Below are 26357 nucleotides of genomic sequence, written 5' to 3'. Positions count from 1 at the left end.
GTATTGTAGTAATTAATTGAGAGTATATATGCCTACAGATCAAACTAAACAGCTTCGTGCATCTACTGGTGGTTGTGCAATTCATTGTCATGATTGCAGCATGGAGTCACTTTGCATTCCTTTCACGTTAGATAATAACGAACTAGATAAACTAGACGAAATTATTGAACGTAAAAAACCAGTACAAAAAGGCGACCAGATATTCAAGTCAGGTGATCCTCTCAAATCCTTATTTGCTATTCGCTCTGGTACAATCAAAAGCTTTACTATCACTGAGCAAGGTGATGAACAAATTACCGGATTCCATTTAGCTGGTGACGTTATAGGCTTTGATGGCATTCATTCTCAAATTCACCAAAGTTTTGCGCAAGCTTTAGAAACTGCAATGGTGTGTGAAATCCCATATGACACATTAGATACTCTCTCTGGCACAATGCCAAAGCTTAGACAGCAAATAATGCGTTTAATGAGTAATGAGATCATGGGCGATCAAGAAATGATTTTGTTATTGTCGAAGAAAAATGCAGAAGAACGTCTTGCTGCATTCATCAATAATCTTGCAAACCGTTTTGGCAGTCGAGGCTTCTCACCTCATGAATTCAGGTTAACGATGACCCGTGGTGATATTGGTAACTATCTTGGTTTGACGGTTGAAACAATTAGTCGATTACTGGGCAGGTTTCAAAAAGCAGGTTTGATTGAAGTCAAAGGCAAATACATCACTATTATTGATCATGTTGCACTCAGCCAATTAGCTGGAAACTCAAGAATTGCCACTTAATTGAGTTAGTTTTCATTTTATGATCTAACGCAACGACATCACCGCAGTTAAGAGTGATAGTAATATAAAAACAGCTTGGAGGTTTTATGAAGGATTATAATAAGATTTTGGTAGTCATTAACCCAATGACTGACCATCAACCTGCTCTGGCTAGAGCCGTTGAACTTGCTTCCAAGTCCAATGCATCTATCACTGCATTTCTCACCATTTTTGATTTTTCTTATGAAATGACTTCAATTCTTTCAAGCCACGAAAGAGAAGCTATGCGTCAGGGTGTTATTGACCAACGCGAAAGCTGGTTAGCTGAAGCTATTTTTCCTTACGCTAAATCAGGCTTAACAATTGATACTAAAGTGGTTTGGCATAACAGACCTTTCGAAAGCGTTATAAAATATGCCATCGAACAAGATGTCGATTTATTAGTAAAAAGTACCCATGAACACGACAAATTAAAGTCTATTATTTTTACTCCAACTGATTGGCATTTGTTACGTAAAGCCCCTATTCCAGTATTAATGGTAAAAGAACATGATTGGCCAGTGGCTGGTAAAATCTTATGTGCAGTAAATGTGGCTTCAGAAGATGATGAGCATTCAACACTCAATACCAAAATAATTGAAAATGCGTTGAATCTTGCAGCTAAATTCTCAGCCCAAATCCATTTAGTGAATGGTTACCCTGGTACGCCGGTTAATTTAGCCATTGAGTTACCTGAATTCGATGCAGCAAGTTATAACGATACCGTCAGAATGCAGCATGAACAGCGAATTCAATATTTGGCCAACAGTTTTAATATCCCTTTAGAAAACTGCCATGTAGAAGAAGGTTTACCTGAAGATGTTATTCCTGAGCTTGCCTTAAAACTCGATGCAGAGTTAGTCATCTTGGGGACTGTGGGTAGAACTGGTTTTTCAGCAGCTTTAATTGGTAATACCGCTGAACATGTCATCGATAGTATCAATTGTGACTTACTTGCAGTAAAGCCTGAGGGTTATAAATCACCTCTTGAAGACTAAAGTCTTTACCATCGGCTTGAATGCTGGAATAATACGCGCCCTGAAACGATAGTTACTGGGCGCTTTTTAATGTCTGAAATGCAACAACAAGAAAAACACTTGGCAGATCGCCAAGCTAAATTAGAAAAGAAATTACGTCATGATGTTGGTCGTGCGATAGGAGACTATCAAATGATTGAAGAAGGTGACGTTATCATGTGTTGCCTTTCTGGCGGTAAGGACAGCTATGTAATGCTCGACATCTTGTTGAACTTGCAAAAGCGTGCACCAATTAAATTTGAAATTGTTGCAGTTAACTTAGATCAAAAGCAGCCTGGATTTCCTGAAGATATTTTGCCTGCGTACCTAGATACGTTAGCAGTGCCATATCATATTCTTGAAAAAGACACTTACTCAATCGTTAAAGATAAAATCCCTGAAGGCAAGACAACATGCTCTTTATGTTCTCGTCTGCGTCGCGGAACTTTATATGGATTTGCACAACGTATTGGTGCGACAAAAATTGCTCTAGGTCATCATAGAGACGACATCATTGAAACATTATTTTTAAATATGTTCTTCGGTGGAAAAATGAAAGCAATGCCACCTAAATTGTTATCAGATGACGGTGCTAACATGGTCATTAGACCTTTAGCCTACAGCAAAGAGAAAGACATTGCAGAGTATGCAGAGCTGAAAAAATTCCCTATCATCCCTTGCAATCTGTGTGGTTCACAAGAGAACTTAAAACGTGGCGCTGTAAAGGATATGTTGAATCAATGGGATCGTGACTTTCCAGGTCGTATTGAAACAATTTATACTGCGATGCAGAACACGTCACCGTCTCAAGGTGTTGATAGAAACGCTTTTGATTTTATCAGTTTGCAGCGCGATGCAGATGCTCCTTTATCTGGCGATGTAGCCGAATCTGATTTACCAGCTTTTGATTTTCTAGATACCACGAATAATGGTCATATCAATTTAGATGAAGCAGCTAAAATTAATATAGTGACAACTTACATACCGTAAATGGTTGGTCTGTTCTTGCAAAAAAGAAGCCCTCAACTGAGGGCTTTGTTTTTTCTATGCTTTGCTATTTCAACGGTTCAAATGACATAAGGACTGACAACAAAGGGCATGGCATTAAAACTTAAGGCTTTTAGGTTTGCTAATTGTTCAGAAGTGAGTTGTAACTGGTTTGAAATTGATTGTGCTTTACCATCAATTGTTGCGATAACAGGTAAGTCGGAATCCGAAAAGCTAAATGTAAGTCCAGTAATTGGTTTACGGAAATACTTCATTGGGAAACCTTGCTGACCATCTAACAATGCATCCATATCATCCTTAACTGCCATGAGTTCCGCTTGAACATACTCTTGTTGAGTTGACTTAGCACGTACTTGCATTGCAACACCACAAAGTGAAGAGTCCCCTTCTACTTCAATATTTAACAAACCTCGGTCTGACTTTAATTGTGCATCAAATGGCAAATATAAACGCTGGTGTTTATCGTAAGTCAGTGGGAATTCATCTTTTTCAGTGGTGATGTTACCTGAAAGCATTTTACAGTTATCATTTTTAGGTACGCTAAAAGCAATTTCAACCAACTGATAATTATGTTTATTAACTTGTTTTAGTCTTTCATAAAAACCTGCATATGGAATAGAAACAGAATCAGCGATCGATGTTGGACTTAACAACACGAAAGCGACTAACATTGGTATCTTTACTAACTTCATTTTCTATAATCCTGCTAAATACGCTTTGTTTTGGCGTAACATCTCTAGTAGTTCATCAATATAAGCATCTTTACGTTCTGAGTAATGAATGAGTCCGAAAACTAATTTCTCAGCTGAAGGTTCGATATTTTGTGAACGTAAGTCAGCTCTCATTGATCTTAATAAACGGTATGCTGAATTGGTGTTTAAATTTAGCATGTAAGCTGCTATTGAATCTTCAGGTGTATCAAACGACGCTACTTCATGGTTCATTCCTGCTTTCCTGGATAAAGGTACTAAACCGCAACCTTTAGAAAAACACCATTGTCCGAAGTAATTGTTGCCTTCTTTAGCAAACCTAGAGCTGCCCCAGCCTGTTTCGTTTGCTGCTTGTATTAATACCATTCTTGCTGGCACGGTATCGACTCTAATTAACAAGGGCGTTAAGGTCGTTTCGTCAAACTTTTTTACAGAGTAATTATATTTCTGTGTTAATTGTTTTAGCTTAAAGATTTCGGCATCGGTTAATGCTTTTTCATTGGCTAGGTTTGCCAGGATGACTTTTAAAAAATTTCGTTCTTTTAAAATAAGCGCATTTTGATGATTTACAGCTGGCGCCATATAATCAAAAAACACTTGTTTTTTAGTTGGAATATCACTGATCTCAGTAAAATTAGGAATTGTTTCTTGTTCTTTCTCATTTTGCTGAATTTCTGGTGTTGATACTAAAATTTTCTCCAGTGTAGGAACAAGCCAAACACGGATCAAAATAATGCTAATTATAACAACCCCTAATCCAAGGGTGAACTTACCCACTCTACCTGTTCTCAAAAACAATCCTTCCTAAATAATTTTCATTGATTATACCGAGAATCATAACTAAAAGTAGTCTTGTGTTTGTGCTATTATTTTAAGTATGCATTTTTAGCATCAGACGATAGCTAGAAATGACATTATCCATGGTCGCATTAAAAGTCATCAAGAGTATGAAAGGAATCAAAAAATGATGAACCAACCATTACAGCAATATGATCACGTCGTCGCATTGGGCGGAGGTCACGGTTTAGGCAGAGTCCTTGCTGCATTATCCTTTTTAGGACCCAAGTTAACTGGAATTGTAACAACAACTGACAATGGCGGTTCTACTGGTCGTATCCGCCAAGATCAAACAACTATTGCATGGGGGGATTTGCGCAACTGTTTATCACAGCTCGCCAATCGTCCTTCTATCGGCACAATGTTATTTGATCATCGATTTAATGGCGAAAATGAGCTAAATGGCCATAATCTTGGCAATATTATTTTGTATGCCCTAGAACAACTCTGCGTCAGACCACTTGAAGCGATTAAATTAATCAGAACCATTCTGAAAATTGATACTCGTATTATTCCCATGTCTGAAGAACCCACACATTTAACTGCACTAAATGTCGAAGGTCAGATGATATTTGGTGAAACGAACGTTGATGAAATGAGTGAGGTGCCTAGTTCACTAAATCTAGAACCTCAGGTAACAGCAACTTGTGAAGCCATTCAAGCGATTAATAAAGCAGAGCTGATAATCATTGGCCCAGGAAGCTTTCTCACTAGTGTATTACCTCCTCTTTTACTTCCAGCAATTGCTACTGCCATTTCCAATTCAAATGCTCAAATTATTTTCATCGATAATTTAACAAACGAAGTTTGTGCAGCAAATAAACTGTTGTTAGAAGATAAATTAAACTGGATAAACCAATTGTTGGGAAGAAATGCTGTCAATAATGTCATCAGTCACGCAGAACATATTGATGTTGGTGAATTTGTAAGTTTTTTTCCGCTTGTAAGTGATCATCATGCGGGTTTACATAACAAAGAAGCTTTAGCTACAGCATTATCAACAGTCATGAACAAATCAACTTAAATTCAGCTTATAAAAAAGCCTATAAGTATTTGCTTATAGGCTTAGACAGTAATCACAATGTGTTTGTTATCTGTCGGATTTAAATAACCTGCGCAATCGCTTTACAGATAACCGGAATATTTTGTTTTGTCATGCCCGCAACGCTGATACGTCCTGAACCCACAATATAGACAGCAAACTCATCTTTAAGTCGATTGACTTGATCTTTATTCAGTCCAGAAAAACTAAACATACCATTTTGACGAGAGATGAAACTGAAATCTTGGTCAACGCCTTCTGATTTTAATGTCTCAACAAACAAAGTACGCATTTCGGCGATGCGTTGACGCATTTCGGTCAGTTCAGATTCCCATTCTTGACGAAGAGCATTATCTGATAGGATAGTACTCACAATCAAACCGCCATGTGCTGGTGGATTTGAATATGTTGCTCGAATAGTTTTCTTGATCTGGCTAAAGCTTTTTTGGGCTGCGTCTTCATCAGCAGCAACGATAGTAACTGCGCCAATACGTTCATTGTATAAGCCAAAGTTTTTAGAAAATGAATTGGCAATTAAAAGCTCTGGTACTTTTGCAGCAACAATGCGTAAACCTTGAGCATCTTCTTCAATTCCTGCGCCGAAACCTTGATAGGCAAAATCAAATAAAGGTACAAGTTCTTTATCTACACAAAGTTGACCAACAATTTCCCATTGTGCAGCATCTAAGTCGATACCAGTCGGGTTGTGGCAGCAACCGTGTAATAAAATAAGATCACCAGCTTGAGCACTTTGTAAATCAGTAATCATCGCATCAAAATCCATATCATGGGTTTCTGCTTTGTAATAGCCATACTCTTTTATTGATAAGCCAGCAGTTTGAAATATGTTTTGATGATTAGCCCATGTTGGATTACTTACCCATAAGGTCTTAGATTCAGTATTCCTAACAAGAAATTCAGCGGCAACTCTTAATGAGCCTGTTCCGCCTGGTGCTTGGGCAGTGAAGGCTCGCTTGTCATTAATGATGTCGCTGCCTTGTCCAAATAGTAAGGTTTGAACAACTGCATTGTATTGTTCTACACCTTCGATCCCTAAGTAATTTTTCGTTTTCTCAGCTTCTAATAAAATTGCTTCAGCTTTTTTAACAGATTTAAGTACAGGGGTTTGCCCTGCTTCATCTTTATAAATTCCAACACCTAAATTGACCTTTTCACTGCGTGTGTCTTTTTTAAATGCATCTGTTAAACCTAAGATAGGATCGGCTGGAGCTTGAGGGACCTGAGAAAATATCATTACTTCTTTCCTTCGTATGAAGTGAACCACTATTTTTAGTATTTATACCATTGAATAGGTTTTTGAAATAGTGACTTTTGGTCATGAACAAAGAATTAGTTCACAGTTTGAACATTTGACATTTTAATTAGGTTTTAAATGGATATTTAATAACGTATTGATGATTTTCCATATTCATAAATGACTATTCATAGATATGGCTAACAATTCGACTAAGCGTCTTAGTTTAAAAATCCTATGGAATTTGATGTAAAACATCTCACTTTAACGACATAAGAAGCCATCGTTAGCGTAAAGCATGTTGAAGCCTTCGTATCTTGCTTATGTATCATATTCTTGTATTAAGAATATGGTACCCGAGGCCTTACTTGCACTGGCACGCCCGATTTTAAAACGACGAGGGATTTTACCTTTCTTCAATTACTCAAATTTCATATACAAAAAAGCCCTGTTAACATCAAGAGTCTTGAGGCTTTTTTGCACCATACTTACGTATGCAAGCTCTTTAAAAGAGAATATGGTACTCGAGGCCTGAGATGAACTGGCACGCCCGATTTTAAAACGACGTGGGATTTTATCTTGCTTCAATTACTCAAATGTCAGACATAAAAAAGCCCTGTTAACATCAAGAGTGTTGAGGCTTTTTGCACCGTACTTACGTATGTAAGCTCTTTAAAAGAGAATATGGTACCGGAGGCCTGAGATGAACTGGCACGCCTGTTTTTAAAACGACGAGGGATTTTATCTTGCTTCAATTACTCAAATGTCAGACATAAAAAAGCCCCGACTAATGTCGAGGCTTATTTATAATGGTACCCGAGGCCAGACTTGAACTGGCACGCCTATTAAGCGAGGGATTTTAAATCCCTTGTGTCTACCGATTCCACCACTCGGGCATAAGTGTTGTTTTAACCGTCTAGTTTAAAGCACTAAACAATTAAACAAAATTGTGGAGGCGCGACCCGGAGTCGAACCGAGGTCGACGGATTTGCAATCCGCAGCATAGCCATTCTGCCATCGCGCCGTTGTTTGATTGGAGCGACATATCGGGTTCGAACCGATGACCTATACCTTGGCAAGGTATCGCTCTACCAACTGAGCTAATGTCGCATATCAAACAAAACACTTAGTTAAAACGATAAATCAATTTGTCCCTGAGTGCGGAATGGAATTCTACCGTTTTACGCAAATGTGTCAATGCAGAATTACTATATTTTAGAGCTTTTATAACCGTTTGATGTATAAATCAACGTATTGAACAATTATTGTCTATTAAACCATGACAGCCAACAAAAAAGGCACTTCTACTAAGAAGTGCCTTTGAAATGATGGTTCTTAACTGAGTAAGTTTACGCTTCTGGTAAAGAAAGCGTTGTAAGTCCAAGCATCTTTTGCATGACGCCGACTACTTGACAGCTATAACCGAACTCATTGTCATACCACACGTATAAAATAGCACGCTTGCCATCAGCAATAGTTGCTTGAGAGTCAACAACACCAGCATAGCGAGAACCCACTAAGTCACTTGATACAATTTCAGTAGAATCAGTGTAATCAACTTGGTTTTTCAACTCAGAAGTCAATGCGATATCTTTTAGGTATTCATTTAACTCATCGCGATTTGTTTCGCCGTTTAAGTTAACACTGATAATGGCCATTGAAACATTTGGTGTCGGTACACGGATAGCGTTACCAGTTAACTTACCTTCCATTACAGGTAATGCTTTTGCAACCGCTTTCGCTGCACCTGTTTCAGTAATAACCATGTTTAATGGCGCACTTCGACCACGACGGTCAGCACTATGATAGTTATCAATTAAGTTTTGGTCATTAGTATACGAATGGATTGTTTCAACATGTCCGTTTTCAATACCATACTTATCATTCACTGCTTTTAATACAGGTGTAATAGCATTGGTTGTACAACTTGCTGCCGAAACAATCATATCCTCAGGAAGGATATCATTTTCATTCACACCGTAAACGACGTTCTTAATTGCACCCTTAGCAGGAGCGGTTAACAGTACTTTACTTGCACCTTTACTCTTAAGGTGAAGACCAAGACCATCTTCATCTTTCCAAATACCGGTATTATCCACAACAAGCGCATTATTGATGCCGTATTGTGTGTAATCTACTTGATCAGGTGAATTAGCGTAAATGATTTGAATATATGTACCATTAGCAATAATGGCGTTATTTTCTTCGTCTACTTCAACAGAGCCATTGAATGGCCCATGAACTGAGTCACGACGTAATAAACTAGCACGCTTTTCTAAATCACCTTTTTTACCGCCACGTAAGACGATTGCGCGTAAACAAAGTTTATTACTCTTACCCGTTTTTTCAATCATTAAGCGGGCTAATAGACGGCCGATACGTCCAAAACCGTATAATACAACATCTTTAGATTCTACATCGTCACCAAAGTTTAAGCCTTGCTCTAACTCTTTAGTCATGTAGGCTTGAATTTGAGAAGCATCAGCATTATCACGCCAGTAATTAATAGCTAACTTGCCAATATCCACTTTACAGTGCTTTACTGATAACTTGCTTAATGCTTCAACGAATGGAAAGCTTTCACGAAGGCGTAATTTTTCGCCAATATGACGACGAACTAGGCGATGCGCTTTAATAATTTCAATTGTAGATGCGTTTAAAAGTGGTTTACCATAAACTAAGACTTCAACGCCTTGATTACGATATAGTTTACCAAGTAAAGGCTGCATAGCCTCTGCCATTTCGAAACGTTCTTGCCAACTTTGTAGGTGTTTATCAGCGCTCATTAAAAAGATCCTTTATCTCACATTTCAGCGTAGGGTGCAGAAAGCATTGAGTAACAAAAAGAAAAGACCAATAGTCATTATTTTATAGGGTTATCCCCGTTTGGTCGGCGACATTGTAATGAAATTTACGCTTTTTCGCCAGTAAGAAATTTTTAGTAAACGTGTAATTTTATTAGAGAAAATCCACTTTTGGAGTCTGTTTTGAGTAAAAGTTTAGTAATAATTACATCATTTTCAATATTTGCTGCTTTATTAGGCTTATTTGGTTGTGATGTTGGCCGAAATAGTGGCAGCATTTGTAAAAATAATCCTGAACTTTGTGCTGATTTACACCGAGATAGTTGGTGTTTAGTAGAAAAAGGCGACTTAATTCGTAGTAGATACCAATTAAAGATAACCACTGAGCCTACTGGAAAACAACTATACGACCAATTAATAAAGCTTGAGTCTTATAGCAAGTGCATAGAATTAGCTGCTGGTGTTATCCATATACAAAACACCGACCGGACTTTAGATAGAGAAAGAGCATATGCTGTTAGCACACAAAATTTAATCCAGTTAAGAGAATATACCAAGGACAACCCAGACAATTACCTTGTGTATTATCGTTGGACAACGTTTAACGATATACCTTCACGTGATACGTTAATTAAAGCTGAGAAAAATGGTGAAATAACAGAACCATTTATACTTGCTCAGCTTGCGTCACATTATATTAAAACGGATATGAATAGAGCAAAGATGCTTTATTTACACCTATTGTCCCACGTTAAGCCTAAAACAATTGACCCTGATTGGTTACTCGCTCTCGCTACAATTTATCGTTGGGAGCAAAATGTTGATAATGAATACTTATTGACTAAGGCGAATACATTAATGAGTGACAACATTGCCTCACAAGAAAAATTATTAGCGCTTATAGCTAATGACAGTAACCGAGCGCAGCAATTAGATTTAGAAGCGATTGAGCTCGTTAGACTATTAAAAACAGCTCAGTTCGATACAAGTGAAATTAAATCAAAATTTGAATAAACAAAGACCACCTTGTTAGCTACACTGAGTACAATTAATTAACAGTTAACGCTGTATTACACTTTCAAAAAAATCGCCAACAGCAGCTTATTTCTGTAATTTGTAAATTAAATACAGATATTTTGCACTTTATTAGCGTTTTGAGGCTTTTTTACTTGACGAAAATCGTTAATTTGGTAATTTTACTACCATATGATTTACGTAACAGATTTATAATCACTTGAGGGATATGCAATGACTATCCGTGTAGCAATTAACGGCTATGGCCGTATCGGTAGAAATGTTTTACGTGCGCTTTATGAAAGCGAAAAGGATTACCCAATTGAAATCGTAGCTTTAAACGATTTGGGTGATGCTTCAATCAATGCTCACCTTACCAAATATGATTCAGTTCATGGTCGTTTCAACGCTAAAGTTGATCATGATGATGAAGCCATCTACGTTAATGGCGATAAAATCCTGACTTTTCAAGAACGAGACCCTTCTAAATTACCTTGGGCAGAATTAAACGTTGATGTTGTTTATGAATGTACTGGTATTTTCACATCTAAAGAAGCAGTACAACCGCATTTAACAGCTGGCGCTAAGAAAGTTATTATTTCTGCTCCAGGCAAGAATGTTGATGCAACTGTTGTTTACGGCGTAAACAATGAAGTGTTAACCAGTGATATGACTGTGATTTCAAATGCTTCATGTACAACCAACTGTTTAGCTCCTTTTGCGAAACCGTTGAATGACTCTGTTGGTATTGAATCTGGTTTAATGACTACTATTCATGCTTACACCAATGATCAACGCTTGTCAGATGTTTACCACACTGATTTACGTCGTGCTCGTGCAGCAGCAATGTCTATGATCCCAACGCAAACTGGGGCAGCAGCAGCTGTAGGTCTAGTGGTTCCTGAGCTTCAAGGTAAGTTTGACGGTTTAGCTGTACGTGTACCGACAGTTAACGTATCTCTTGTAGATCTAACTTTCCAAGCGTCTCGTGACACCACAGTTGAAGAAATTAACCAGATAGTGGCAGATGCAGCAAAAACTTCACCATTGAATGAAGCGCTTGCTATTAATGTTGAACCTTTAGTCTCTATCGATTTCAACCATAATGCATTTTCTTCTAACTTTGACGCGACTCAAACACGTGTTAATGGTCGACTTGTTAAAGTAATGGCCTGGTATGATAACGAATGGGGTTTCAGTAACCGCATGTTAGATAATACTGTTGCATTAATGACAGCTAAATAATTTGTTTTAATTTATAAAATTGAAACATGAAAAAGCCCTGCACTTGCAGGGCTTTTTGTTATTAGCTATCGATTTGATTAAGCGTTACCCTTCACTTTCATGTTTAAGGTTTTCGCAAAATTAAGCATTCTGTTTAATGGCACTAGTGCATCATCACGTAATGCATCATCAACGAACACTTCATGTTCAGTTTTATTTGTTGCTGTCAGTGACGCTTCAATAGCTTGTAAACCATTCATTGCCATCCAAGGACAATGAGCGCAGCTTTTACATGTAGCGCCATTACCACCAGTTGGTGCTTCAATGAGTGTTTTACCTGGTGCTGCTTGTTGCATTTTATAAAAAATGCCTCGGTCAGTCGCCACAATAAACTCTTGGTTGTCCATGTTTTGTGCAGCTTTAATTAGCTGACTCGTAGAGCCCACAGCATCCGCTAAAGCAACGACATTTGCCGGTGACTCAGGGTGAACCAAAATAGCAGCATCAGGATGCTGTATCTTAAGTTCCTTTAATGCTTTAGATTTGAATTCGTCATGAACAATACAATCGCCCTGCCACATCAACATATCAGCGCCAGTTTCTTTAGCAATGTAACTACCAAGATGACGGTCAGGTCCCCAAATAATCTTTTTACCTTCGCTATCCAAATGTTCAACAATCTCTAACGCGATACTAGAGGTTACTACCCAATCTGCACGGGCTTTTACTGCCGCTGAGGTGTTCGCATAAACAACTACGGTATGGTCTGGATGGGCATCACAAAATGCTGAAAACTTATCAATTGGGCAACCAATGTCTAAAGAACAAGTGGCTTCTAGCGTAGGCATCAAGACAGTTTTTTCAGGGCTTAAAATTTTAGAGGTTTCCCCCATAAACTTTACACCAGCAACAATCAGTTTCTTTGCTGGGTGATCACGGCCAAAGCGTGCCATTTCAAGGGAGTCAGAAACACAACCACCGGTTTCTTCAGCCAGAGCTTGAATTTCAGGATCTGTATAATAGTGTGCAACTAAAACAGCATCTTGGTCGATCAATAGCTGTTTTATTCTTGCTTTAGCTGCAGCTTTTTCAGCATGAGACAATAAAGCAGGTTTCGCAGGAAAAGGATACTCGATAGATTCGATATTCGGTGCCGAGGTGATCATTATGGTTCCGAGAAGTTACAACGTCCGGAGATTATACAAAATCAGTTAACAAAATTAAAGGACGCAATAGCGTCCTTTAATGAGTTAATTAGATTGCCATTATAGAATTAGCGCATTGCGAGTAACATTTCTTGTGGCTGCTCTAAGTACTGCTTCCAAAGATTACAGAAACGAGCAATGGTTCCACCATCGATTACACGATGATCGCCAGACCAACTGACTTGCATAATTTTACGCGCTTCTACCTCGCCATTGGCATTGAAACGAGGGAGTGTTTGTAATTTACCTAGGGCAACAATCGCAACTTCCGGTTTATTGATAATAGGCGTAGCAACCGTACCACCTAAAGCACCAATATTTGAAATTGATATTGTTCCACCTTTTAAATCAGCAGGACTTACACGGCCACTTCTAGCAGCAGTTGTGAGTCGTGTAATTTCAGCGGCAACTTCTAAAATAGTTTTACTTTGTACATCTTTAACATTCGGTACTAACAAACCCACTTTTGAATCAACAGCCATACCAATGTTATGACTTGTTTTATAGGTTAACTCAGTGCAATCAGGGTTGACTTGACTGTTTAATACTGGAAATTCATTAATGGCTAATGACATTGCTTTCATGAAGAAAGGCATCATAGTCAATTTAACTTCGTCAGTTGAATAACGTTGTTTCATCTCGGCGCGTAATGCAACTAAATCTGTTAAATCAAATTCTTCACAATATGTAAAATGAGGAATCGTAGAAACAGACTCAACCATCATCTTAGCCATGACAGCTTTAACACCTTTAATTGGCTCAACTCTGTCTGCATTTGTGGTTTGAATATTAGCTGATATTGCAGCGCTATTAGAAACGGTAGTCGTTTTAGAGGCTGAGGTTTGGTTTGCAGTGGAGCCATTAGCAAACGCTTCAACATCTTCTTTATACACACGACCATTTTTACCCGTACCTGGCACGTTAGCTATATTGATATCCAAACTTCTAGCTAAACGGCGTACTGCAGGACTTGCTAACGCTTTACCTTGAGCAACTGGTTCACTAGCAACGACTTCGCTAACGGCAGCTGAATGCGTGACTGTTTGAGCTGCTTCAACTTGAGTGCCTGTAGATTCAACCTCGATTGCGAATAACGGCTCATGAACTTTAGCTAATTGGCCTTTTCTGTAATGTAATTTTACAATCTTGCCATTTTTAATCGCTGGTATTTGAACTAAAGCTTTATCTGTCATCACATCAGCAATCGGCTGATCCTCTGTGACAATATCACCTTCAGCGACAAGCCATTCAACAAGTTCACATTCAACAATACCTTCACCGATATCAGGGAGTAAGAACTCTTCAACATCATGTATGGTAGTTTGACTTATTTGTTCAACATTTCTTGCAACTTCATTGCTGGTTTCTTCATTAGCTTCTGTTGCCGTTTCTTGAGTAGAAGGTGCACTAGATTCATCAGCAGTGTTAACACCTGTTGCCTCAAGTTCTACTGCATAAAGCGGCGCATGAACTTTTGCAATGTCACCCTTCGCATAATATAGCTTGGTAATGACGCCCGCATAAGGTGCAGGTATTTGAACTAAGGCTTTGTCTGTCATCACATCAGCAATTGGTTGATCTTCAACAACAACATCACCTTCTTTAACCATCCAATCTACAAGCTCACACTCTACGACGCCTTCACCAATATCAGGCAAAATAAAATCTTTAATCATATCTTGCTCCTAGAAATTGATTGAAGCTTTAATGGCTTCGTAAGTTTTCAGTTCATCTGGCATGTATTCTTTTTCCAGAATCAACGGATATGGTGTATCTAAGCCACATATACGGCTTATAGGTGACTCTAAATGTAAGAAACACTCTTCTTGAATTGTCGCTGCGATTTCACCGGCAAAACCACCTGTTAAAGGTGCTTCATGGTTAATGAGCAAACGACCTGTTTTCTTGACAGATGCAGCAACGGTATCAATATCCCAAGGTGACAAGGTTCTTAAATCGACAATTTCACAAGAAATGCCGTCCTTTTCAGCCATTTTTGCCGCTTTTTCAAGAATTTCCATCTGAGCGCCCCAACCAAGTAAGGTAATATCCGTACCCGTTTTAACGACATCAGCTTTACCAAGCTCAATTACGAAGTCACCGGCAGGGACTTCACCAACAGATGCACGGTACAATCTTTTTGGTTCAAAGAAAATGACCGGATTGGGATCGCGAATTGAAGCTAATAACAAACCTTTAGCTTGTTCTGGGTTACGTGGAATGACCACTTTTAAACCAGGGGTTTGGGTAAAATACGCTTCTGGCGATTGCGAGTGATAATGACCACCTGCAATACCACCGCCGTACGGGGTTCTAAAAGTTAACCCACCAACGTTAAACTGGTTACCACTGCGGTATCTGAACTTTGCTGTTTCATTCACTATTTGATCGAATGCAGGAAAAATATAATCAGCAAATTGAATTTCAGCAACGGCCGTCATACCATTTGATGCCAAGCCATTAGCAAAACCTGCAATGCCTTGCTCAGTTAACGGAGTATTAAAACAACGATCTCTGCCAAACTTTTCTTGTAATCCAGATGTTGCACGGAAAACACCACCAAAATGACCCACATCTTCGCCAAACACAACCATTCGTTCATCAGCAGTCATTGCAATTGCCAATGCATCATTGATGGCGTGTAACATATTCATTTCAGCCACAATTAAATTCTCCCTGCGCTTTTAGGATACGACTTTGGATATTTCTTAATATGTTGTTTGAGCTCTGCAAGCTGCTTTTCTAAAACAGGTGTAGGCTTATCCAGTACGTCTGTAATCAAACCATCTATGTGTGGTAAAGGCACTTTTTCAGCCACTTTAACGGCGCTAAGTACTTCCTCACGATATTTCTCATAACGTGCTGCATCATCAGCTTCATTAAGCCAATCTTTATTGATCATCCAAAGCTTGAAGCGTTTAACTGGGTCATGTTGTTCCCATTTCGCTTCTTCTTCTTTCGAACGATAACCAGAAGGATCATCCGATGATGAATGCGCACCTAAGCGATAAGTCATTGCTTCGATTAATACAGGTGCATTGTGTTCAAGCGCGTGCGCGCGAGCTTGTTGAGTTGCAGCGAGCACAGCTAACATGTCATTACCATCAACACGAATGGTATGCATACCGTAACCGACACCACGACTAGCAATGCCATTACCAGCAAACTGTTCTTCAGTAGGCGTTGAAATGGCATAACCGTTATTACGACAGAAAAATATCGTTGGAGATTTTAACACTGCAGCCATATTCAAACCTGCATGAAAGTCCCCTTCTGATGCTGCGCCTTCACCAAAGTAACAAATGGCTACGTTACGTTTACCTTGTAATTTAAAAGCATGTGCAACGCCAGTTGCCTGCGGAATTTGTGTTGCAAGTGGAGATGAAATCGTTTGGTAATTTAGCTCGTTACTACCGTAATGAATCGGCATTTGACGGCCTTTACCTAAATCTTTTTCATTACTGAACATCTGATTCATAAATTGTTCAGTAGTAAAACCACGGTATCGTAATGAGGCATGTTCGCGATACTGAGCAAGAATTACATCGCCATCATCTAACGCGGCTGTACTACCGATAATTGATGCTTCCTCACCAGTACATGTCATATAAAAACTGATACGACCTTGTCTTTGCGCACTTAGCATACGTTCATCTAATACTCGGGTAAAAACACAAGTATCATGAATTCGCTCAGCGAGTGCTTTATCTATCACTGGCATGACGGCATTTTCGTATGTCGTACCATCAGCTTGAAGAATTTTTAAAATAGGAATGTGCAATGAAGCTTTGTCTAAGAAGCTGACACGATGCACTGTTTCATTATTCAGTGGTGCGTTGCTCATATTGTGCTCTTATTATGTGAGGCCTTATAAAATAAAGCTTAATTTATACTATGCGAACGAACATTACGTTAACGTAAACTAGCGATCAACTAATGTTCATTCCATCTAGTGAATAACTTCTCATTTAATTTGTATATCTAGCTTTACAAATTACTGAATATCTTCGTTAGGAGCTGGTATTAAGCATAATACCGTGCGCTGACCAACAGGTACATTTTCATTTGGAAAAACGATAGCTTCATACGGATATTCAATTAAAATTTCTTTTCCGCCTTCAGTTGCTAATACTTCACCTTGCTTAAAGCCGGTAAAATTAACCGTGACTTTTGGAAATGCGAATGTAAAATCGTCGAAGTGCTTGTTTACTGAACGAGACACTTTATACAAGTTAAGCTGGTCGCTGTTAAATTCAGCAACTGATACTTGCTGCTTGGTTATCAAGTGATTTAGCATTTTGCGCGTATTAGCAAACTTACTCATTTCATTTTGACCAAACGGCATCACCTTTCCAAGCTCAACGGTGAAAGCGTCGGCTTTAAATTGTTCTGACGAATAATAGCTAAATGTCGTTGTCGGTTCGTGATGAAATAAAATGGTGTCCACATCGCAACCAGCAAGAAACATAATTTGTTCAGCACTAAAACTACGTCCTGGTCGATAAGGATATATCGCAAATTTTTCGTGTTTTGAAGGCTTAATCGCTGTGTGCAAGTCATAATGAATACGTTGTGATACGTGATTATCGAGGAAAAAATCGCTTACATAACCCTCCAATGCTTTAGCGCGAACTCTTTCCTTGTTGCAAAGCCCTTCACCTTTTGAATGCGCGCCGCTAAATAACCTGTTCATGTTTTCTTCTACAAAACGGGTTTCAGTTAAAATGGAATCTGGGTTGCCAATTAAAAATAATACTCTGTGTTCTGTCTGTATTTGTTCATTAAGTAACGCTTGGATTAAGTCATTGCAAATTTCAATAGGCGCAGTTTCGTTCCCATGAATGGCACACGATAAAACAATATCCTTAGTAGAACCTGTTGCAGGAGTAAAGCTGATGACACCGTTATCATGTATTTTGACTATTGTTTGATTAGATAAGGTGAAACTGTGTGAGGTAATGACTTTATCGATGTTAGCTAAAGTGAACGCTAAAAAATCTTTTTCTTCCATTAATTGTTGAAACACGAAGACTCCTTGAAAAACGGTAAAACGAAATTGGTTTCAATAACAGATGTTGATTCTAACACAACAAGTGGAAGCTGACGTTAAGGTACAATTAACATAGTGTAAAACTTTACTTGCATTCTCATTCAGAATAAATATAATTTTAGCCATCTAGACTTCTTTATGGATGTGAGTATGACTTTAGCAACATTTGGTGCAGGCTGTTTTTGGGGTGTTGAATATTTTTTCAAGCAAGTAGATGGTGTTACCAATGCACAATGCGGCTATATGGGCGGAAGAGATCAATTTCAAAGTTATGAAGAAGTCAAAACAGGCACAACAGGTCATGCTGAAGTCGTTCAAGTAGAGTTTGATGAATCAATTGTTTCATACCAAGAACTTTTGGAAGTGTTCTGGCAAAATCACAACCCAACCACTCTGAATAGACAAGGTGGCGATATTGGTAATCAGTATCGCAGTGCTGTATTTTTTCATGGTAAAATTCAAAAAGACGCTGCTGAAAAATCCAAACTTGATCTAGCACGCAGTGGTAAATGGGGAACTAAGCATATTGTAACTGAAATTGTCCCAATTCAGCAGTTCCACCCTGCAGAAGAATATCATCAAAATTACCTAGAGAAGAATGAGTTACCAAGCTGTCATATTAGTTATTAGTTTATGAAATGACTTAAGGCACTTGTATTGGTGCCTTTTTTATACAAAAGCGATTAATACAATCTATATCTTAGACAGTTCTGCACTTTACCCCATCCGTTAAATTCCCTACAATCCATGCAAATTGCTTAAGGCATGAATACGGAGAAATACAAAAATGAGTCAAGCTCGTCATATTAACCTACTTATCTTAGGTTCAGGTCCTGCTGGTTATACTGCTGCAGTTTATGCCGCTCGTGCGAATTTAAAACCAGTCATGATCACTGGTATGCAGCAAGGCGGTCAATTGACCACAACAACAGAAGTTGAAAACTGGCCAGGTGATGCTGAAGGTTTAACCGGTCCTGCTTTAATGGAAAGAATGCAACAGCACGCAGAAAAATTTGAAACTGAAATCATTTTTGATCACATCAATGAAGTCGATTTTAGTGAGCGCCCTTTTAAATTAAAAGGTGACAACGGCGAATTTACTTGTGATGCACTAATTATCGCAACTGGAGCCTCTGCTAAATATTTAGGTTTGCCTTCTGAAGAAGCATTTATGGGGCGTGGTGTGTCTGCATGCGCAACTTGTGACGGTTTCTTTTATCGTAATCAGAAAGTAGCCGTTGTTGGCGGCGGTAATACCGCTGTTGAAGAAGCACTTTACTTAAGTAACATCGCATCAGAAGTTCATTTAATTCATCGCCGTGACACTTTCCGCTCAGAAAAGATTCTAATTAATCGACTGATGGACAAAGTGGCAAACGGAAATATTATCCTTCACTTAGATCAAACGCTTGATGAAGTAACTGGTGATAATATGGGCGTTACTGGTTTGAATATGAAGAGCACTAAAGACGGGTCTATTTCGTCTCTAGAAGTTGCAGGTGTATTCATTGCAATTGGTCATAGCCCTAATACTGGTATTTTTAATGATCAACTGAACATGAATCACGGCTACATTACGGTTAATAGTGGTTTACAAGGTAATGCAACACAAACCAGCATTGAAGGTATTTATGCCTGTGGTGATGTTATGGATCAACATTACCGTCAAGCAATTACATCAGCAGGTTCAGGTTGTATGGCGGCTTTAGATGCTGAACGATTCCTTGATGCTCAGTAATCAATAAGCGCGTTATGTATTAAGATAAAGCCAGCGAATGCTGGCTTTTTTATTGTGTCGAATCCATTGAATATAAAACTACATCTATTTCGCCATCAACATCTGGGTGCACAATTGTCTTTTGGTATGTCATACCTAATTTAACCATTATGTTTATTGAAGCGCTATTGTGTTTATCAGCGATAGCGGAAAACTTTTTCACATTTTGTTGATGAGAGACAATGTGTTTAATGACCGCTATGGCACTTTCGGTTGCAACTCCTTTACCCCAAGTTTCTTGTTTAAATCGCCAACCAATTTCGATATTGCTAAACTCAGGCGACTCTGTAAAAAAGCCCATTGGTCTAATCAAAATCCAACCTGCAAATTGTTTATCATTTAAAAATACTTTCCAAAGCCCCCAATCTTTAGCAGGGTTAAGGTAACTGGCTAAGCGTGGAATAAAAACCTCATCAATTTCTTGTTGAGTTGTTTTTTTACCGCCATTGATATATTTCATCACAACAGGGTTTTGATCCAATTCAAATAATAAATCCGCATCATTAAGTGTCATAAGTGAGATAGTAAGGCGTTCTGTAGTAATTACAGTCATCGTGGTATTCCGTTAATAATGATTGTTTAAGGCTAACAATAAGATACCGTAAATTATAGGCATAAAAAAAGGAACCCGAAGGCTCCTTTTTTAAAGCATTTTAACTAATTACTTAGCTAAAGCTTCTTTTGCTTTTTCAACTAAAGTTGTGAATACAACTTTATCGAATACAGCGATGTCAGCCAAAATCTTACGATCGATTTCGATTGATGCTTTTTTAAGGCCGTTAATGAAACGACTATAAGAAAGACCATTTTGACGAGAAGCCGCATTGATACGTGCAATCCAAAGTTGACGGAATTGACGTTTCTTTTGACGACGGTCACGGTAAGCATATTGACCAGCTTTAGTTACTGCTTGAACAGCAACACGGTAAGTACGTGAGCGAGCTCCGTAATAACCTTTGGCTAATTTAAGTACTTTCTTGTGACGAGCACGAGCGGTTACACCACGCTTAACTCTAGGCATTGTTCATATCTCCTTTAATTAAGCGTATGGTAGTTGACGTGCGATTGCTGGCACATCAGACTTTGCAACTAAACATTTAGCACGTAAGTGACGTTTACGCTTAGTGCTCTTCTTTGTCAAAATATGACGTAAGTGTGCTTGTTTACGCTTGAAACCATTAGCGGTTTTTCTGAAGCGCTTTTGAACACCCTTATCTGTTTTCATTTTAGGCATTGCTAAAACTCCGCATTGGGACATTAATAAAACGTAAGGCGAGCAAAATCCTCAAAAGGACTTTGCTACTTTTTAGTGGGTTGCCCTACTATTTCTTTTTAGGTGCGAGGACCATAACTGCTTGTCGACCTTCCATTTTCGGGAAAGATTCAACAACAGCATATGTTTCCAAATCTGCTTTGATACGGTTCAAAAGATCCATACCTAAGCTTTGGTGTGCCATTTCGCGACCACGGAAACGCAGCGTAATCTTCGCTTTGTCCCCATCTTCAAGAAAACGAATCAGGTTGCGTAGTTTTACCTGATAGTCGTTTTCATCAGTGCCAGGACGGAATTTTATTTCCTTCAGCTGGACCTGTTTCTGCTTCTTTTTTTGTTCCTTTTGGGCTTTAGCCTTATCAAAAAGGAACTTACCGTAGTCCATTATGCGACAGACAGGTGGCTCAGCATTAGGACTGATTTCAACCAGGTCTACACCTGCTTCATCAGCTAATTCCTGTGCCTGTGAAATACTAACGATTCCAACTGCCTCACCATCAATATCCGATAAACGAACTTCTGGTACGCCAGTGATTTCATCGTTAATACGATTAGGGGCTGGCTGTCGCCCTGCTGCTCTCTTGATCTTTATGACCTATTCCTCCAACAATAATAGACTACGGATAGAAATTTGTTCTTGTATCTTGGCATTGAAATCATTGATTTTCATTTTGCCTAAATCGATACCATCACGTGTTCTGACCGCAACTTCCTTATTTTCCATTTCTTGATCGCCGACGACCAATAAATAAGGTACACGCTTTAACGTATGTTCACGTATTTTAAAGCCTATTTTCTCATTCCTCAAGTCTTTAGATGCACGAATGCCACTTTCTTTGAAAGATTTAACAATTTCGTCAACATAATCAGACTGTTTGTCTGTAATATTCATAACAATTACTTGCACAGGTGCAAGCCATGTTGGGAATTTACCTGCGTATTCTTCAATTAGAATACCTAAGAAACGTTCAAGAGACCCTAAAATAGCTCTATGGATCATAACTGGCGTTTGACGCGTGTTGTCTTCAGCAACATAAGTTGCCCCAAGACGAGATGGTAATGCGTAATCTAATTGCACAGTACCACACTGCCATGCACGGTCTAAACAGTCATGAAGTGTAAATTCGATTTTTGGACCATAGAAGGCACCTTCACCTGGCAAAATCTCGAATTCAATTTCGTTAGCAACAAGTGCTTGCTTTAATGCTTCTTCAGCTCTATCCCACATATCGTCATCACCAATTCGTTTTTCAGGACGAGTTGATAATTTAACGACTATATTGCTAAAGCCGAAACTGCCGTAAGTGTCGTATACCATTTGGATACATTCACTCACTTGTTCTTGAACTTGTGCGTCAGTACAGAATACGTGGGCATCATCTTGGGTGAATCCACGAACACGCATTAGTCCATGTAATGATCCTGATGGCTCATTACGATGACAACAACCAAACTCTGCCATTTTAAGTGGTAAATCACGGTATGATTTAAGACCTTGGTTAAAGATCTGAACATGACCAGGACAATTCATAGGTTTAATTGCATATTCACGGTTTTCACTGTTAGTAGTGAACATCGCATCTGCATACTTATCCCAATGGCCTGAACGTTCCCATAAGTTACGATCCATCATTAATGGACCTTTAACTTCTTGGTAAGTGTATTGACCTAGTTTTTGTCGAATGAACTTCTCTAACTCTAGGTACAAACTCCAACCATCGTTATGCCAGAATACCATTCCTGGCGCTTCTTCTTGCATATGGTAAAGATCTAGCTGTTTACCAATTTTACGGTGGTCACGTTTTGCCGCTTCTTCAAGACGGTTTAAATGTACTTTTAATGCTTTTTTATCAGCCCATGCTGTTCCGTATACACGTTGCAGCATCTTATTATCTGAATTACCACGCCAGTATGCACCAGCAACACTCATTAACTTAAAGTGTTGGCAGAATTTCATATTAGGTACGTGTGGGCCACGACACATATCAACATATTCTTCATGGTGATATAAAGCCGGTGTTGCATCTTTACTGATGTTTTCATCTAAGATGGCGAGTTTGTACTCTTCACCACGTGATTCGAAAGTATCACGGGCTTCTTGCCAAGAAACAACGTTCTTAACAACACTATAATTTGTCTTTGCTAACGCAGTCATGCGTTTCTCAAGAGCATCAATATCTTCTTGAGTTAATTTATGGTCTAAATCGATGTCATAGTAAAAACCATTGTCGATAACAGGACCAATAGCCATTTTTGTTTCTGGCCACATTTGCTTAATTGCATGACCAAGTAAATGTGCACAAGAATGGCGAAGGATTTCAACACCCTCTTCATCTTTAGCCTTAATGATTGAAAGCTCTGAATCTGTGGTTATTAAGTCACAAGCATCAACTAACTCGCCGTTTACACGACCAGCAATACATGCTTTAGCTAAACCAGGACCGATGTCTGCAGCGACATCTAACGTTGAAACAGAATCTGCAAACTCGCGTTTGCTGCCATCAGGCAATGTAATAATTGGCATTAAATTTCCTTATCCAGTGGTGACCCACACGTAGGGCCACTTGGTAATAAATAATAAATAAAAGAAATGCCACCGAACTACAGACATTACAGGAGCCTGAGCTGATAGTGGCATGAAGTTGCATTGTATGTGAAAAGCACTTTTGCAAGCAAGTGATGCGCTAGTGTTAATCTACAATATTGACACTTTTTCTGTTATTTAAGGTATTGATTAAAATATTCCTTCTTAAATGGAATTAAATTGACTGAAGCTTTAGTTATTAAAGTCAATTGACATTGACTAGAGTCAACTATAATTACTGACGAAAGAAACGGATTTATCAGATACACACTTATTCAAGTCATCAAGGAGTTTGTATGAATTTAGTGAGTAAAATAATTAGCTGTCCACACTGCGGACATAACCAACATGTGCATATCGACACCAGTTTAGGGGATCAGGAATATTATGATGATTGCCGTATTTGCTGTAATTCAATCCACATGCGACTACAAGTGAATGATTCTAATCGAACAATTCAACTCTTTATAGATTCTGACGATGAACAGCTTTATTAATAATTAAAGCTATTCATCCTAATGTCTTGGGTTAAGTGTTATTTGATTAGATTGGCTAGGTCGATATTCGTTAATGCTTTTTTGGCAAGAATACGCTCAACAGTATCGACTATTACTTGTGTTTGGCTGTCAATTTCGATGTTAATTTTATCACCAATGATACAGTCACTTAAATTAGTCAATTTAAGTGTTTCAGGAATAAGGTGCAGTTTAAAATGATTATTCTCTAATTCTCCAACGGTTAAACTGCAACCATTAACACCCACAAAGCCTTTATAAAAAATATAATCCATCCACTTTTCAGGAACACTTAGGGTGAGATTATAATGTGAGTCTGTTTTACTTACTTCGGTTATGGTTGCCATAGCATGAATATGGCCAGATAAAATGTGACCGCCTATCTCTTTTCCGAAGGTTAACGACCGCTCTATATTAACTTTGCTACCTGGCTTAACAAAATTTAGGTTTGTAACCTGTAACGTCTCTTCCATTACATCAAAATAAACTCTATCATTCTCGAGTTTAGTGACAGTTAAACATACGCCATTATTTGCAACACTCGCACCGGTTTCTAAACCTTGTTGCAGCTCTTCTGGAATTTTGACTTCAAACGTTTTTAAACCGCTTTGCTCTTTAATCGAAACCACATCACATGTGGCTTGCACGATACCAGTAAACATATTTTCACTCGTTAGTTAAAAGGTTTTCTAATGAATCACACAGGCTTTCAGGCCAAAAAATTAATACAACTGGCATTGCCAGTATTAATTGCACAAGTTACCCAAACAATGATGGGGTTTATCGATACTGTAATGGCTGGCAGAGTCAGTGCTGTCGATATGGCTGCTGTCGCAATTGGAACCAGTTTATGGTTACCAGCATTACTTTTTGTACAAGGTCTTATTCTCGCATTTACACCTGTATTTGCCCACCACCATGGTGCGAATAACCCGAAAGCAATACAGCCATTAATGTCGCAAGCTTTTTATATTGCCATAATCGGTACTATAGGTGTTTTGCTGTTCCTCTCATTTTCTAAAACCATTTTTACAATGATGGAGCTGGATCCTGAATTAGCAGATTTAAGTGCAGGATACCTACATGGTTTTATGTGGGGTGTACCTGCGTTCATCTTTTATCAAATTTTAAGAGGTTGTTCTGAAGGCATATCCTATACATTACCTACCATGGTGATTGGTTTTGTGGGTTTAGCTGTCAACATACCCGCTAACTATATATTTATATATGGACACTTTGGCGTTCCAGCCATGGGCGGCGCAGGTTGTGGTATTGCAACAGCTTTAGTGTTCTGGGCAATGCTCATTGCTATGATGATTTACATGCAGTTTCATCAAAAGTTTAAACAAATCGCGCCTTTTAGTACATTGAACAAGCCAAACTGGAAAACCATTTGGGAAATGACTCAACATGGTATGCCGATTGCGATGGCATTGTTTTTTGAAGTTAGCTTATTTGCAGTAATTGCCCTTCTGTTAGCCCCTTTAGGCGCAACAGTGGTAGCAGGTCATCAAATTGCACTTAACTTTTCTTCTATCGTATTTATGTTGCCATTATCAATAGGTATTGCCGTTTCAATTCGCGTGGGCTACTACCTTGGTCAAGATAAGCTTGAGATCAGTAACTTGGTAACAAAAATTGGCCTATTTATCGCGTTTTCATTAGCCGTATTCACTGCAGTAATTACCGTCTTGTTCAAAACCCAAATTGCGCTGCTTTATAATAATAATCCTGAGGTTGTCGCCTTAGCAGGTAGTTTAATGTTCTTAGCTGCCTTGTATCAGTTGTCTGACTCTATTCAAGTCGTCGCAGCGGGGGCATTAAGAGGATATAAAGATACTCAAAGTGCGTTCTATATTACCTTGGTTTCCTATTGGGCTATAGGAATGACATTAGGCTATACCTTGGCAAGAACAGATTTGATTGTCCCTGCGATGGGCGCTCATGGTTTCTGGATTGGCTTAATCGCAGGATTAACCAGTGCTGCAATCCTTTTTGCCATAAGACTGCGATACATACAAACTTCAGGAAAATTAAAAGCGGTTATCTCTGATCACAGCTGATAAAGGTTAAGAGATAAAAACCAATAAATTAATTTTCAGCATATAAGCTACGAATATTTAAGCTTATATGCTGTTATTAAGTTCAATGTGAACAGCAAATCACCACTCGAACACTTTTTTAGTTTTTTTACTTGCATCAGTCTCTGTATACCGTAATATATCGCTCGTTCCAAAGATTACA

25 protein-coding genes and 3 tRNA genes are annotated in these 26357 nt (G+C 38.6%); 10 read left to right on the top strand and 18 right to left on the bottom strand.

What is annotated here, in order from left to right:
• Positions 1-28: 28 nt before the first annotated feature.
• The 3 genes from etrA to ttcA all read left to right on the top strand — a co-directional run bounded on the left by etrA (position 29) and on the right by ttcA (position 2805).
• A complete protein-coding gene (gene etrA, locus LMH66_RS04345) occupies positions 29-781 on the top strand; it encodes an electron transport transcriptional regulator EtrA (RefSeq protein WP_102527312.1) in 753 nt (250 codons plus the stop codon).
• Between the two features lie 86 nt (positions 782-867).
• A complete protein-coding gene (gene uspE, locus LMH66_RS04340; protein WP_229368686.1) occupies positions 868-1797 on the top strand; it encodes a universal stress protein UspE in 930 nt (309 codons plus the stop codon).
• 69 nt (positions 1798-1866) lie between these two features.
• Positions 1867-2805 carry a tRNA 2-thiocytidine(32) synthetase TtcA gene (gene ttcA / locus LMH66_RS04335; RefSeq protein ID WP_229368685.1) on the top strand — a complete coding sequence of 313 codons (939 nt, stop codon included), beginning with the start codon at positions 1867-1869 and terminating at the stop codon, positions 2803-2805.
• Positions 2806-2882: 77 nt separating this feature from the next.
• Here the strand turns inward: ttcA and LMH66_RS04330 are convergent, their stop codons facing one another.
• Both LMH66_RS04330 and LMH66_RS04325 read right to left on the bottom strand, forming a co-directional pair.
• Complete coding sequence (locus tag LMH66_RS04330; protein ID WP_229368684.1) at positions 2883-3515, bottom strand: DUF2987 domain-containing protein; 633 nt, start codon at positions 3513-3515, stop codon at positions 2883-2885.
• Between the two features lie 3 nt (positions 3516-3518).
• A complete protein-coding gene (locus LMH66_RS04325) occupies positions 3519-4325 on the bottom strand; it encodes a glucosaminidase domain-containing protein (RefSeq protein ID WP_229368683.1) in 807 nt (268 codons plus the stop codon).
• A gap of 172 nt (positions 4326-4497) precedes the next feature.
• On the opposite strand from LMH66_RS04325, the gene yvcK reads away from it, so the two are divergent.
• A complete protein-coding gene (yvcK, locus tag LMH66_RS04320) occupies positions 4498-5394 on the top strand; it encodes a uridine diphosphate-N-acetylglucosamine-binding protein YvcK (protein WP_229368682.1) in 897 nt (298 codons plus the stop codon).
• Between the two features lie 79 nt (positions 5395-5473).
• Here the strand turns inward: yvcK and LMH66_RS04315 are convergent, their stop codons facing one another.
• The 5 genes from LMH66_RS04315 to LMH66_RS04295 all read right to left on the bottom strand — a co-directional run bounded on the left by LMH66_RS04315 (position 5474) and on the right by LMH66_RS04295 (position 9453).
• The gene (locus tag LMH66_RS04315) at positions 5474-6667 is read right to left on the bottom strand and encodes an amino acid aminotransferase (RefSeq protein WP_229368681.1); all 1194 of its coding nucleotides are present in this window, start codon (positions 6665-6667) and stop codon (positions 5474-5476) included.
• Between the two features lie 810 nt (positions 6668-7477).
• Positions 7478-7563: transfer RNA gene (locus LMH66_RS04310), tRNA-Leu, on the bottom strand.
• A 54-nt stretch (positions 7564-7617) separates the two neighbouring features.
• Positions 7618-7691, bottom strand: a tRNA-Cys gene (locus LMH66_RS04305).
• 10 nt (positions 7692-7701) lie between these two features.
• Positions 7702-7777, bottom strand: a tRNA-Gly gene (locus LMH66_RS04300).
• Positions 7778-8016: 239 nt separating this feature from the next.
• A complete protein-coding gene (locus LMH66_RS04295; RefSeq protein ID WP_229368680.1) occupies positions 8017-9453 on the bottom strand; it encodes a glyceraldehyde-3-phosphate dehydrogenase in 1437 nt (478 codons plus the stop codon).
• Between the two features lie 201 nt (positions 9454-9654).
• Between LMH66_RS04295 and LMH66_RS04290 the strand changes: the two genes are divergently transcribed.
• Both LMH66_RS04290 and gap read left to right on the top strand, forming a co-directional pair.
• The gene (locus tag LMH66_RS04290) at positions 9655-10485 is read left to right on the top strand and encodes a DUF2989 domain-containing protein (RefSeq protein ID WP_229368679.1); all 831 of its coding nucleotides are present in this window, start codon (positions 9655-9657) and stop codon (positions 10483-10485) included.
• Positions 10486-10719: 234 nt separating this feature from the next.
• Complete coding sequence (gene gap, locus LMH66_RS04285) at positions 10720-11730, top strand: type I glyceraldehyde-3-phosphate dehydrogenase (RefSeq protein WP_102527304.1); 1011 nt, start codon at positions 10720-10722, stop codon at positions 11728-11730.
• Positions 11731-11807: 77 nt separating this feature from the next.
• Here the strand turns inward: gap and nadA are convergent, their stop codons facing one another.
• From nadA to astE, 5 genes are all read right to left on the bottom strand, one after another.
• Positions 11808-12875 carry a quinolinate synthase NadA gene (gene nadA, locus LMH66_RS04280; RefSeq protein ID WP_102527303.1) on the bottom strand — a complete coding sequence of 356 codons (1068 nt, stop codon included), beginning with the start codon at positions 12873-12875 and terminating at the stop codon, positions 11808-11810.
• Between the two features lie 107 nt (positions 12876-12982).
• Positions 12983-14590, bottom strand: coding sequence for a dihydrolipoyllysine-residue acetyltransferase (locus LMH66_RS04275; protein ID WP_229368678.1), 1608 nt, complete (start codon positions 14588-14590; stop codon positions 12983-12985).
• A 9-nt stretch (positions 14591-14599) separates the two neighbouring features.
• Complete coding sequence (locus LMH66_RS04270) at positions 14600-15577, bottom strand: alpha-ketoacid dehydrogenase subunit beta (RefSeq protein WP_229368677.1); 978 nt, start codon at positions 15575-15577, stop codon at positions 14600-14602.
• Between the two features lie 2 nt (positions 15578-15579).
• Complete coding sequence (locus tag LMH66_RS04265) at positions 15580-16758, bottom strand: thiamine pyrophosphate-dependent dehydrogenase E1 component subunit alpha (protein WP_102527300.1); 1179 nt, start codon at positions 16756-16758, stop codon at positions 15580-15582.
• A 150-nt stretch (positions 16759-16908) separates the two neighbouring features.
• Entirely contained in the window at positions 16909-17940 is a 1032-nt protein-coding gene (astE, locus tag LMH66_RS04260) for a succinylglutamate desuccinylase (RefSeq protein ID WP_229368676.1), read from the bottom strand.
• A gap of 174 nt (positions 17941-18114) precedes the next feature.
• Between astE and msrA the strand changes: the two genes are divergently transcribed.
• On the top strand, positions 18115-18594 hold the full coding sequence (gene msrA / locus LMH66_RS04255; RefSeq protein WP_102527298.1) for a peptide-methionine (S)-S-oxide reductase MsrA: 480 nt from the start codon (positions 18115-18117) through the stop codon (positions 18592-18594).
• A 157-nt stretch (positions 18595-18751) separates the two neighbouring features.
• Entirely contained in the window at positions 18752-19702 is a 951-nt protein-coding gene (trxB, locus tag LMH66_RS04250) for a thioredoxin-disulfide reductase (protein WP_229368675.1), read from the top strand.
• 49 nt (positions 19703-19751) lie between these two features.
• On the opposite strand, the gene LMH66_RS04245 is transcribed toward trxB, so the two are convergent.
• The 5 genes from LMH66_RS04245 to thrS all read right to left on the bottom strand — a co-directional run bounded on the left by LMH66_RS04245 (position 19752) and on the right by thrS (position 23538).
• A complete protein-coding gene (locus LMH66_RS04245; protein ID WP_229368674.1) occupies positions 19752-20294 on the bottom strand; it encodes a GNAT family N-acetyltransferase in 543 nt (180 codons plus the stop codon).
• A gap of 108 nt (positions 20295-20402) precedes the next feature.
• Positions 20403-20762, bottom strand: coding sequence for a 50S ribosomal protein L20 (gene rplT / locus LMH66_RS04240; RefSeq protein WP_012325107.1), 360 nt, complete (start codon positions 20760-20762; stop codon positions 20403-20405).
• 18 nt (positions 20763-20780) lie between these two features.
• Positions 20781-20975, bottom strand: coding sequence for a 50S ribosomal protein L35 (gene rpmI, locus LMH66_RS04235; protein ID WP_055023949.1), 195 nt, complete (start codon positions 20973-20975; stop codon positions 20781-20783).
• Between the two features lie 88 nt (positions 20976-21063).
• Positions 21064-21606, bottom strand: coding sequence for a translation initiation factor IF-3 (gene infC / locus LMH66_RS04230; protein WP_102527295.1), 543 nt, complete (start codon positions 21604-21606; stop codon positions 21064-21066).
• 3 nt (positions 21607-21609) lie between these two features.
• Positions 21610-23538: a threonine--tRNA ligase gene (gene thrS, locus LMH66_RS04225; RefSeq protein ID WP_229368673.1), complete on the bottom strand. Its 1929-nt coding sequence runs from the start codon at positions 23536-23538 to the stop codon at positions 21610-21612.
• A 356-nt stretch (positions 23539-23894) separates the two neighbouring features.
• Between thrS and LMH66_RS04220 the strand changes: the two genes are divergently transcribed.
• Entirely contained in the window at positions 23895-24095 is a 201-nt protein-coding gene (locus LMH66_RS04220) for a CPXCG motif-containing cysteine-rich protein (RefSeq protein ID WP_102527293.1), read from the top strand.
• Positions 24096-24133: 38 nt separating this feature from the next.
• Here the strand turns inward: LMH66_RS04220 and LMH66_RS04215 are convergent, their stop codons facing one another.
• Entirely contained in the window at positions 24134-24775 is a 642-nt protein-coding gene (locus tag LMH66_RS04215) for a riboflavin synthase subunit alpha (protein ID WP_229368672.1), read from the bottom strand.
• Positions 24776-24805: 30 nt separating this feature from the next.
• Between LMH66_RS04215 and LMH66_RS04210 the strand changes: the two genes are divergently transcribed.
• Positions 24806-26176 carry an MATE family efflux transporter gene (locus LMH66_RS04210; RefSeq protein WP_229368671.1) on the top strand — a complete coding sequence of 457 codons (1371 nt, stop codon included), beginning with the start codon at positions 24806-24808 and terminating at the stop codon, positions 26174-26176.
• Positions 26177-26357: the final 181 nt, after the last annotated feature.

Source organism: Shewanella sp. 10N.7, from assembly GCF_020806285.1.
GTDB classification, from domain to species: Bacteria; Pseudomonadota; Gammaproteobacteria; order Enterobacterales; family Shewanellaceae; genus Shewanella; species Shewanella electrodiphila.
This window is presented reverse-complemented; position numbering and strand designations above follow the sequence as displayed.

What these genes read in the sequence shown, in the direction of transcription:
- LMH66_RS04215 (WP_229368672.1), bottom strand. Translation starts at nt 24,775, where the DNA reads ATGTTTACTGGTATCGTGCAAGCCACATGTGATGTGGTTTCGATTAAA.
- trxB (WP_229368675.1), top strand. Translation starts at nt 18,752, where the DNA reads ATGAGTCAAGCTCGTCATATTAACCTACTTATCTTAGGTTCAGGTCCT.
- LMH66_RS04275 (WP_229368678.1), bottom strand. Translation starts at nt 14,590, where the DNA reads ATGATTAAAGATTTTATTTTGCCTGATATTGGTGAAGGCGTCGTAGAG.
- LMH66_RS04265 (WP_102527300.1), bottom strand. Translation starts at nt 16,758, where the DNA reads ATGAGCAACGCACCACTGAATAATGAAACAGTGCATCGTGTCAGCTTC.
- ttcA (WP_229368685.1), top strand. Translation starts at nt 1,867, where the DNA reads ATGTCTGAAATGCAACAACAAGAAAAACACTTGGCAGATCGCCAAGCT.
- LMH66_RS04245 (WP_229368674.1), bottom strand. Translation starts at nt 20,294, where the DNA reads ATGACTGTAATTACTACAGAACGCCTTACTATCTCACTTATGACACTT.
- rpmI (WP_055023949.1), bottom strand. Translation starts at nt 20,975, where the DNA reads ATGCCTAAAATGAAAACAGATAAGGGTGTTCAAAAGCGCTTCAGAAAA.
- gap (WP_102527304.1), top strand. Translation starts at nt 10,720, where the DNA reads ATGACTATCCGTGTAGCAATTAACGGCTATGGCCGTATCGGTAGAAAT.
- etrA (WP_102527312.1), top strand. Translation starts at nt 29, where the DNA reads ATGCCTACAGATCAAACTAAACAGCTTCGTGCATCTACTGGTGGTTGT.
- LMH66_RS04210 (WP_229368671.1), top strand. Translation starts at nt 24,806, where the DNA reads ATGAATCACACAGGCTTTCAGGCCAAAAAATTAATACAACTGGCATTG.
- thrS (WP_229368673.1), bottom strand. Translation starts at nt 23,538, where the DNA reads ATGCCAATTATTACATTGCCTGATGGCAGCAAACGCGAGTTTGCAGAT.
- rplT (WP_012325107.1), bottom strand. Translation starts at nt 20,762, where the DNA reads ATGCCTAGAGTTAAGCGTGGTGTAACCGCTCGTGCTCGTCACAAGAAA.
- LMH66_RS04330 (WP_229368684.1), bottom strand. Translation starts at nt 3,515, where the DNA reads ATGAAGTTAGTAAAGATACCAATGTTAGTCGCTTTCGTGTTGTTAAGT.
- nadA (WP_102527303.1), bottom strand. Translation starts at nt 12,875, where the DNA reads ATGATCACCTCGGCACCGAATATCGAATCTATCGAGTATCCTTTTCCT.
- LMH66_RS04220 (WP_102527293.1), top strand. Translation starts at nt 23,895, where the DNA reads ATGAATTTAGTGAGTAAAATAATTAGCTGTCCACACTGCGGACATAAC.
- yvcK (WP_229368682.1), top strand. Translation starts at nt 4,498, where the DNA reads ATGATGAACCAACCATTACAGCAATATGATCACGTCGTCGCATTGGGC.
- LMH66_RS04295 (WP_229368680.1), bottom strand. Translation starts at nt 9,453, where the DNA reads ATGAGCGCTGATAAACACCTACAAAGTTGGCAAGAACGTTTCGAAATG.
- LMH66_RS04315 (WP_229368681.1), bottom strand. Translation starts at nt 6,667, where the DNA reads ATGATATTTTCTCAGGTCCCTCAAGCTCCAGCCGATCCTATCTTAGGT.
- uspE (WP_229368686.1), top strand. Translation starts at nt 868, where the DNA reads ATGAAGGATTATAATAAGATTTTGGTAGTCATTAACCCAATGACTGAC.
- msrA (WP_102527298.1), top strand. Translation starts at nt 18,115, where the DNA reads ATGACTTTAGCAACATTTGGTGCAGGCTGTTTTTGGGGTGTTGAATAT.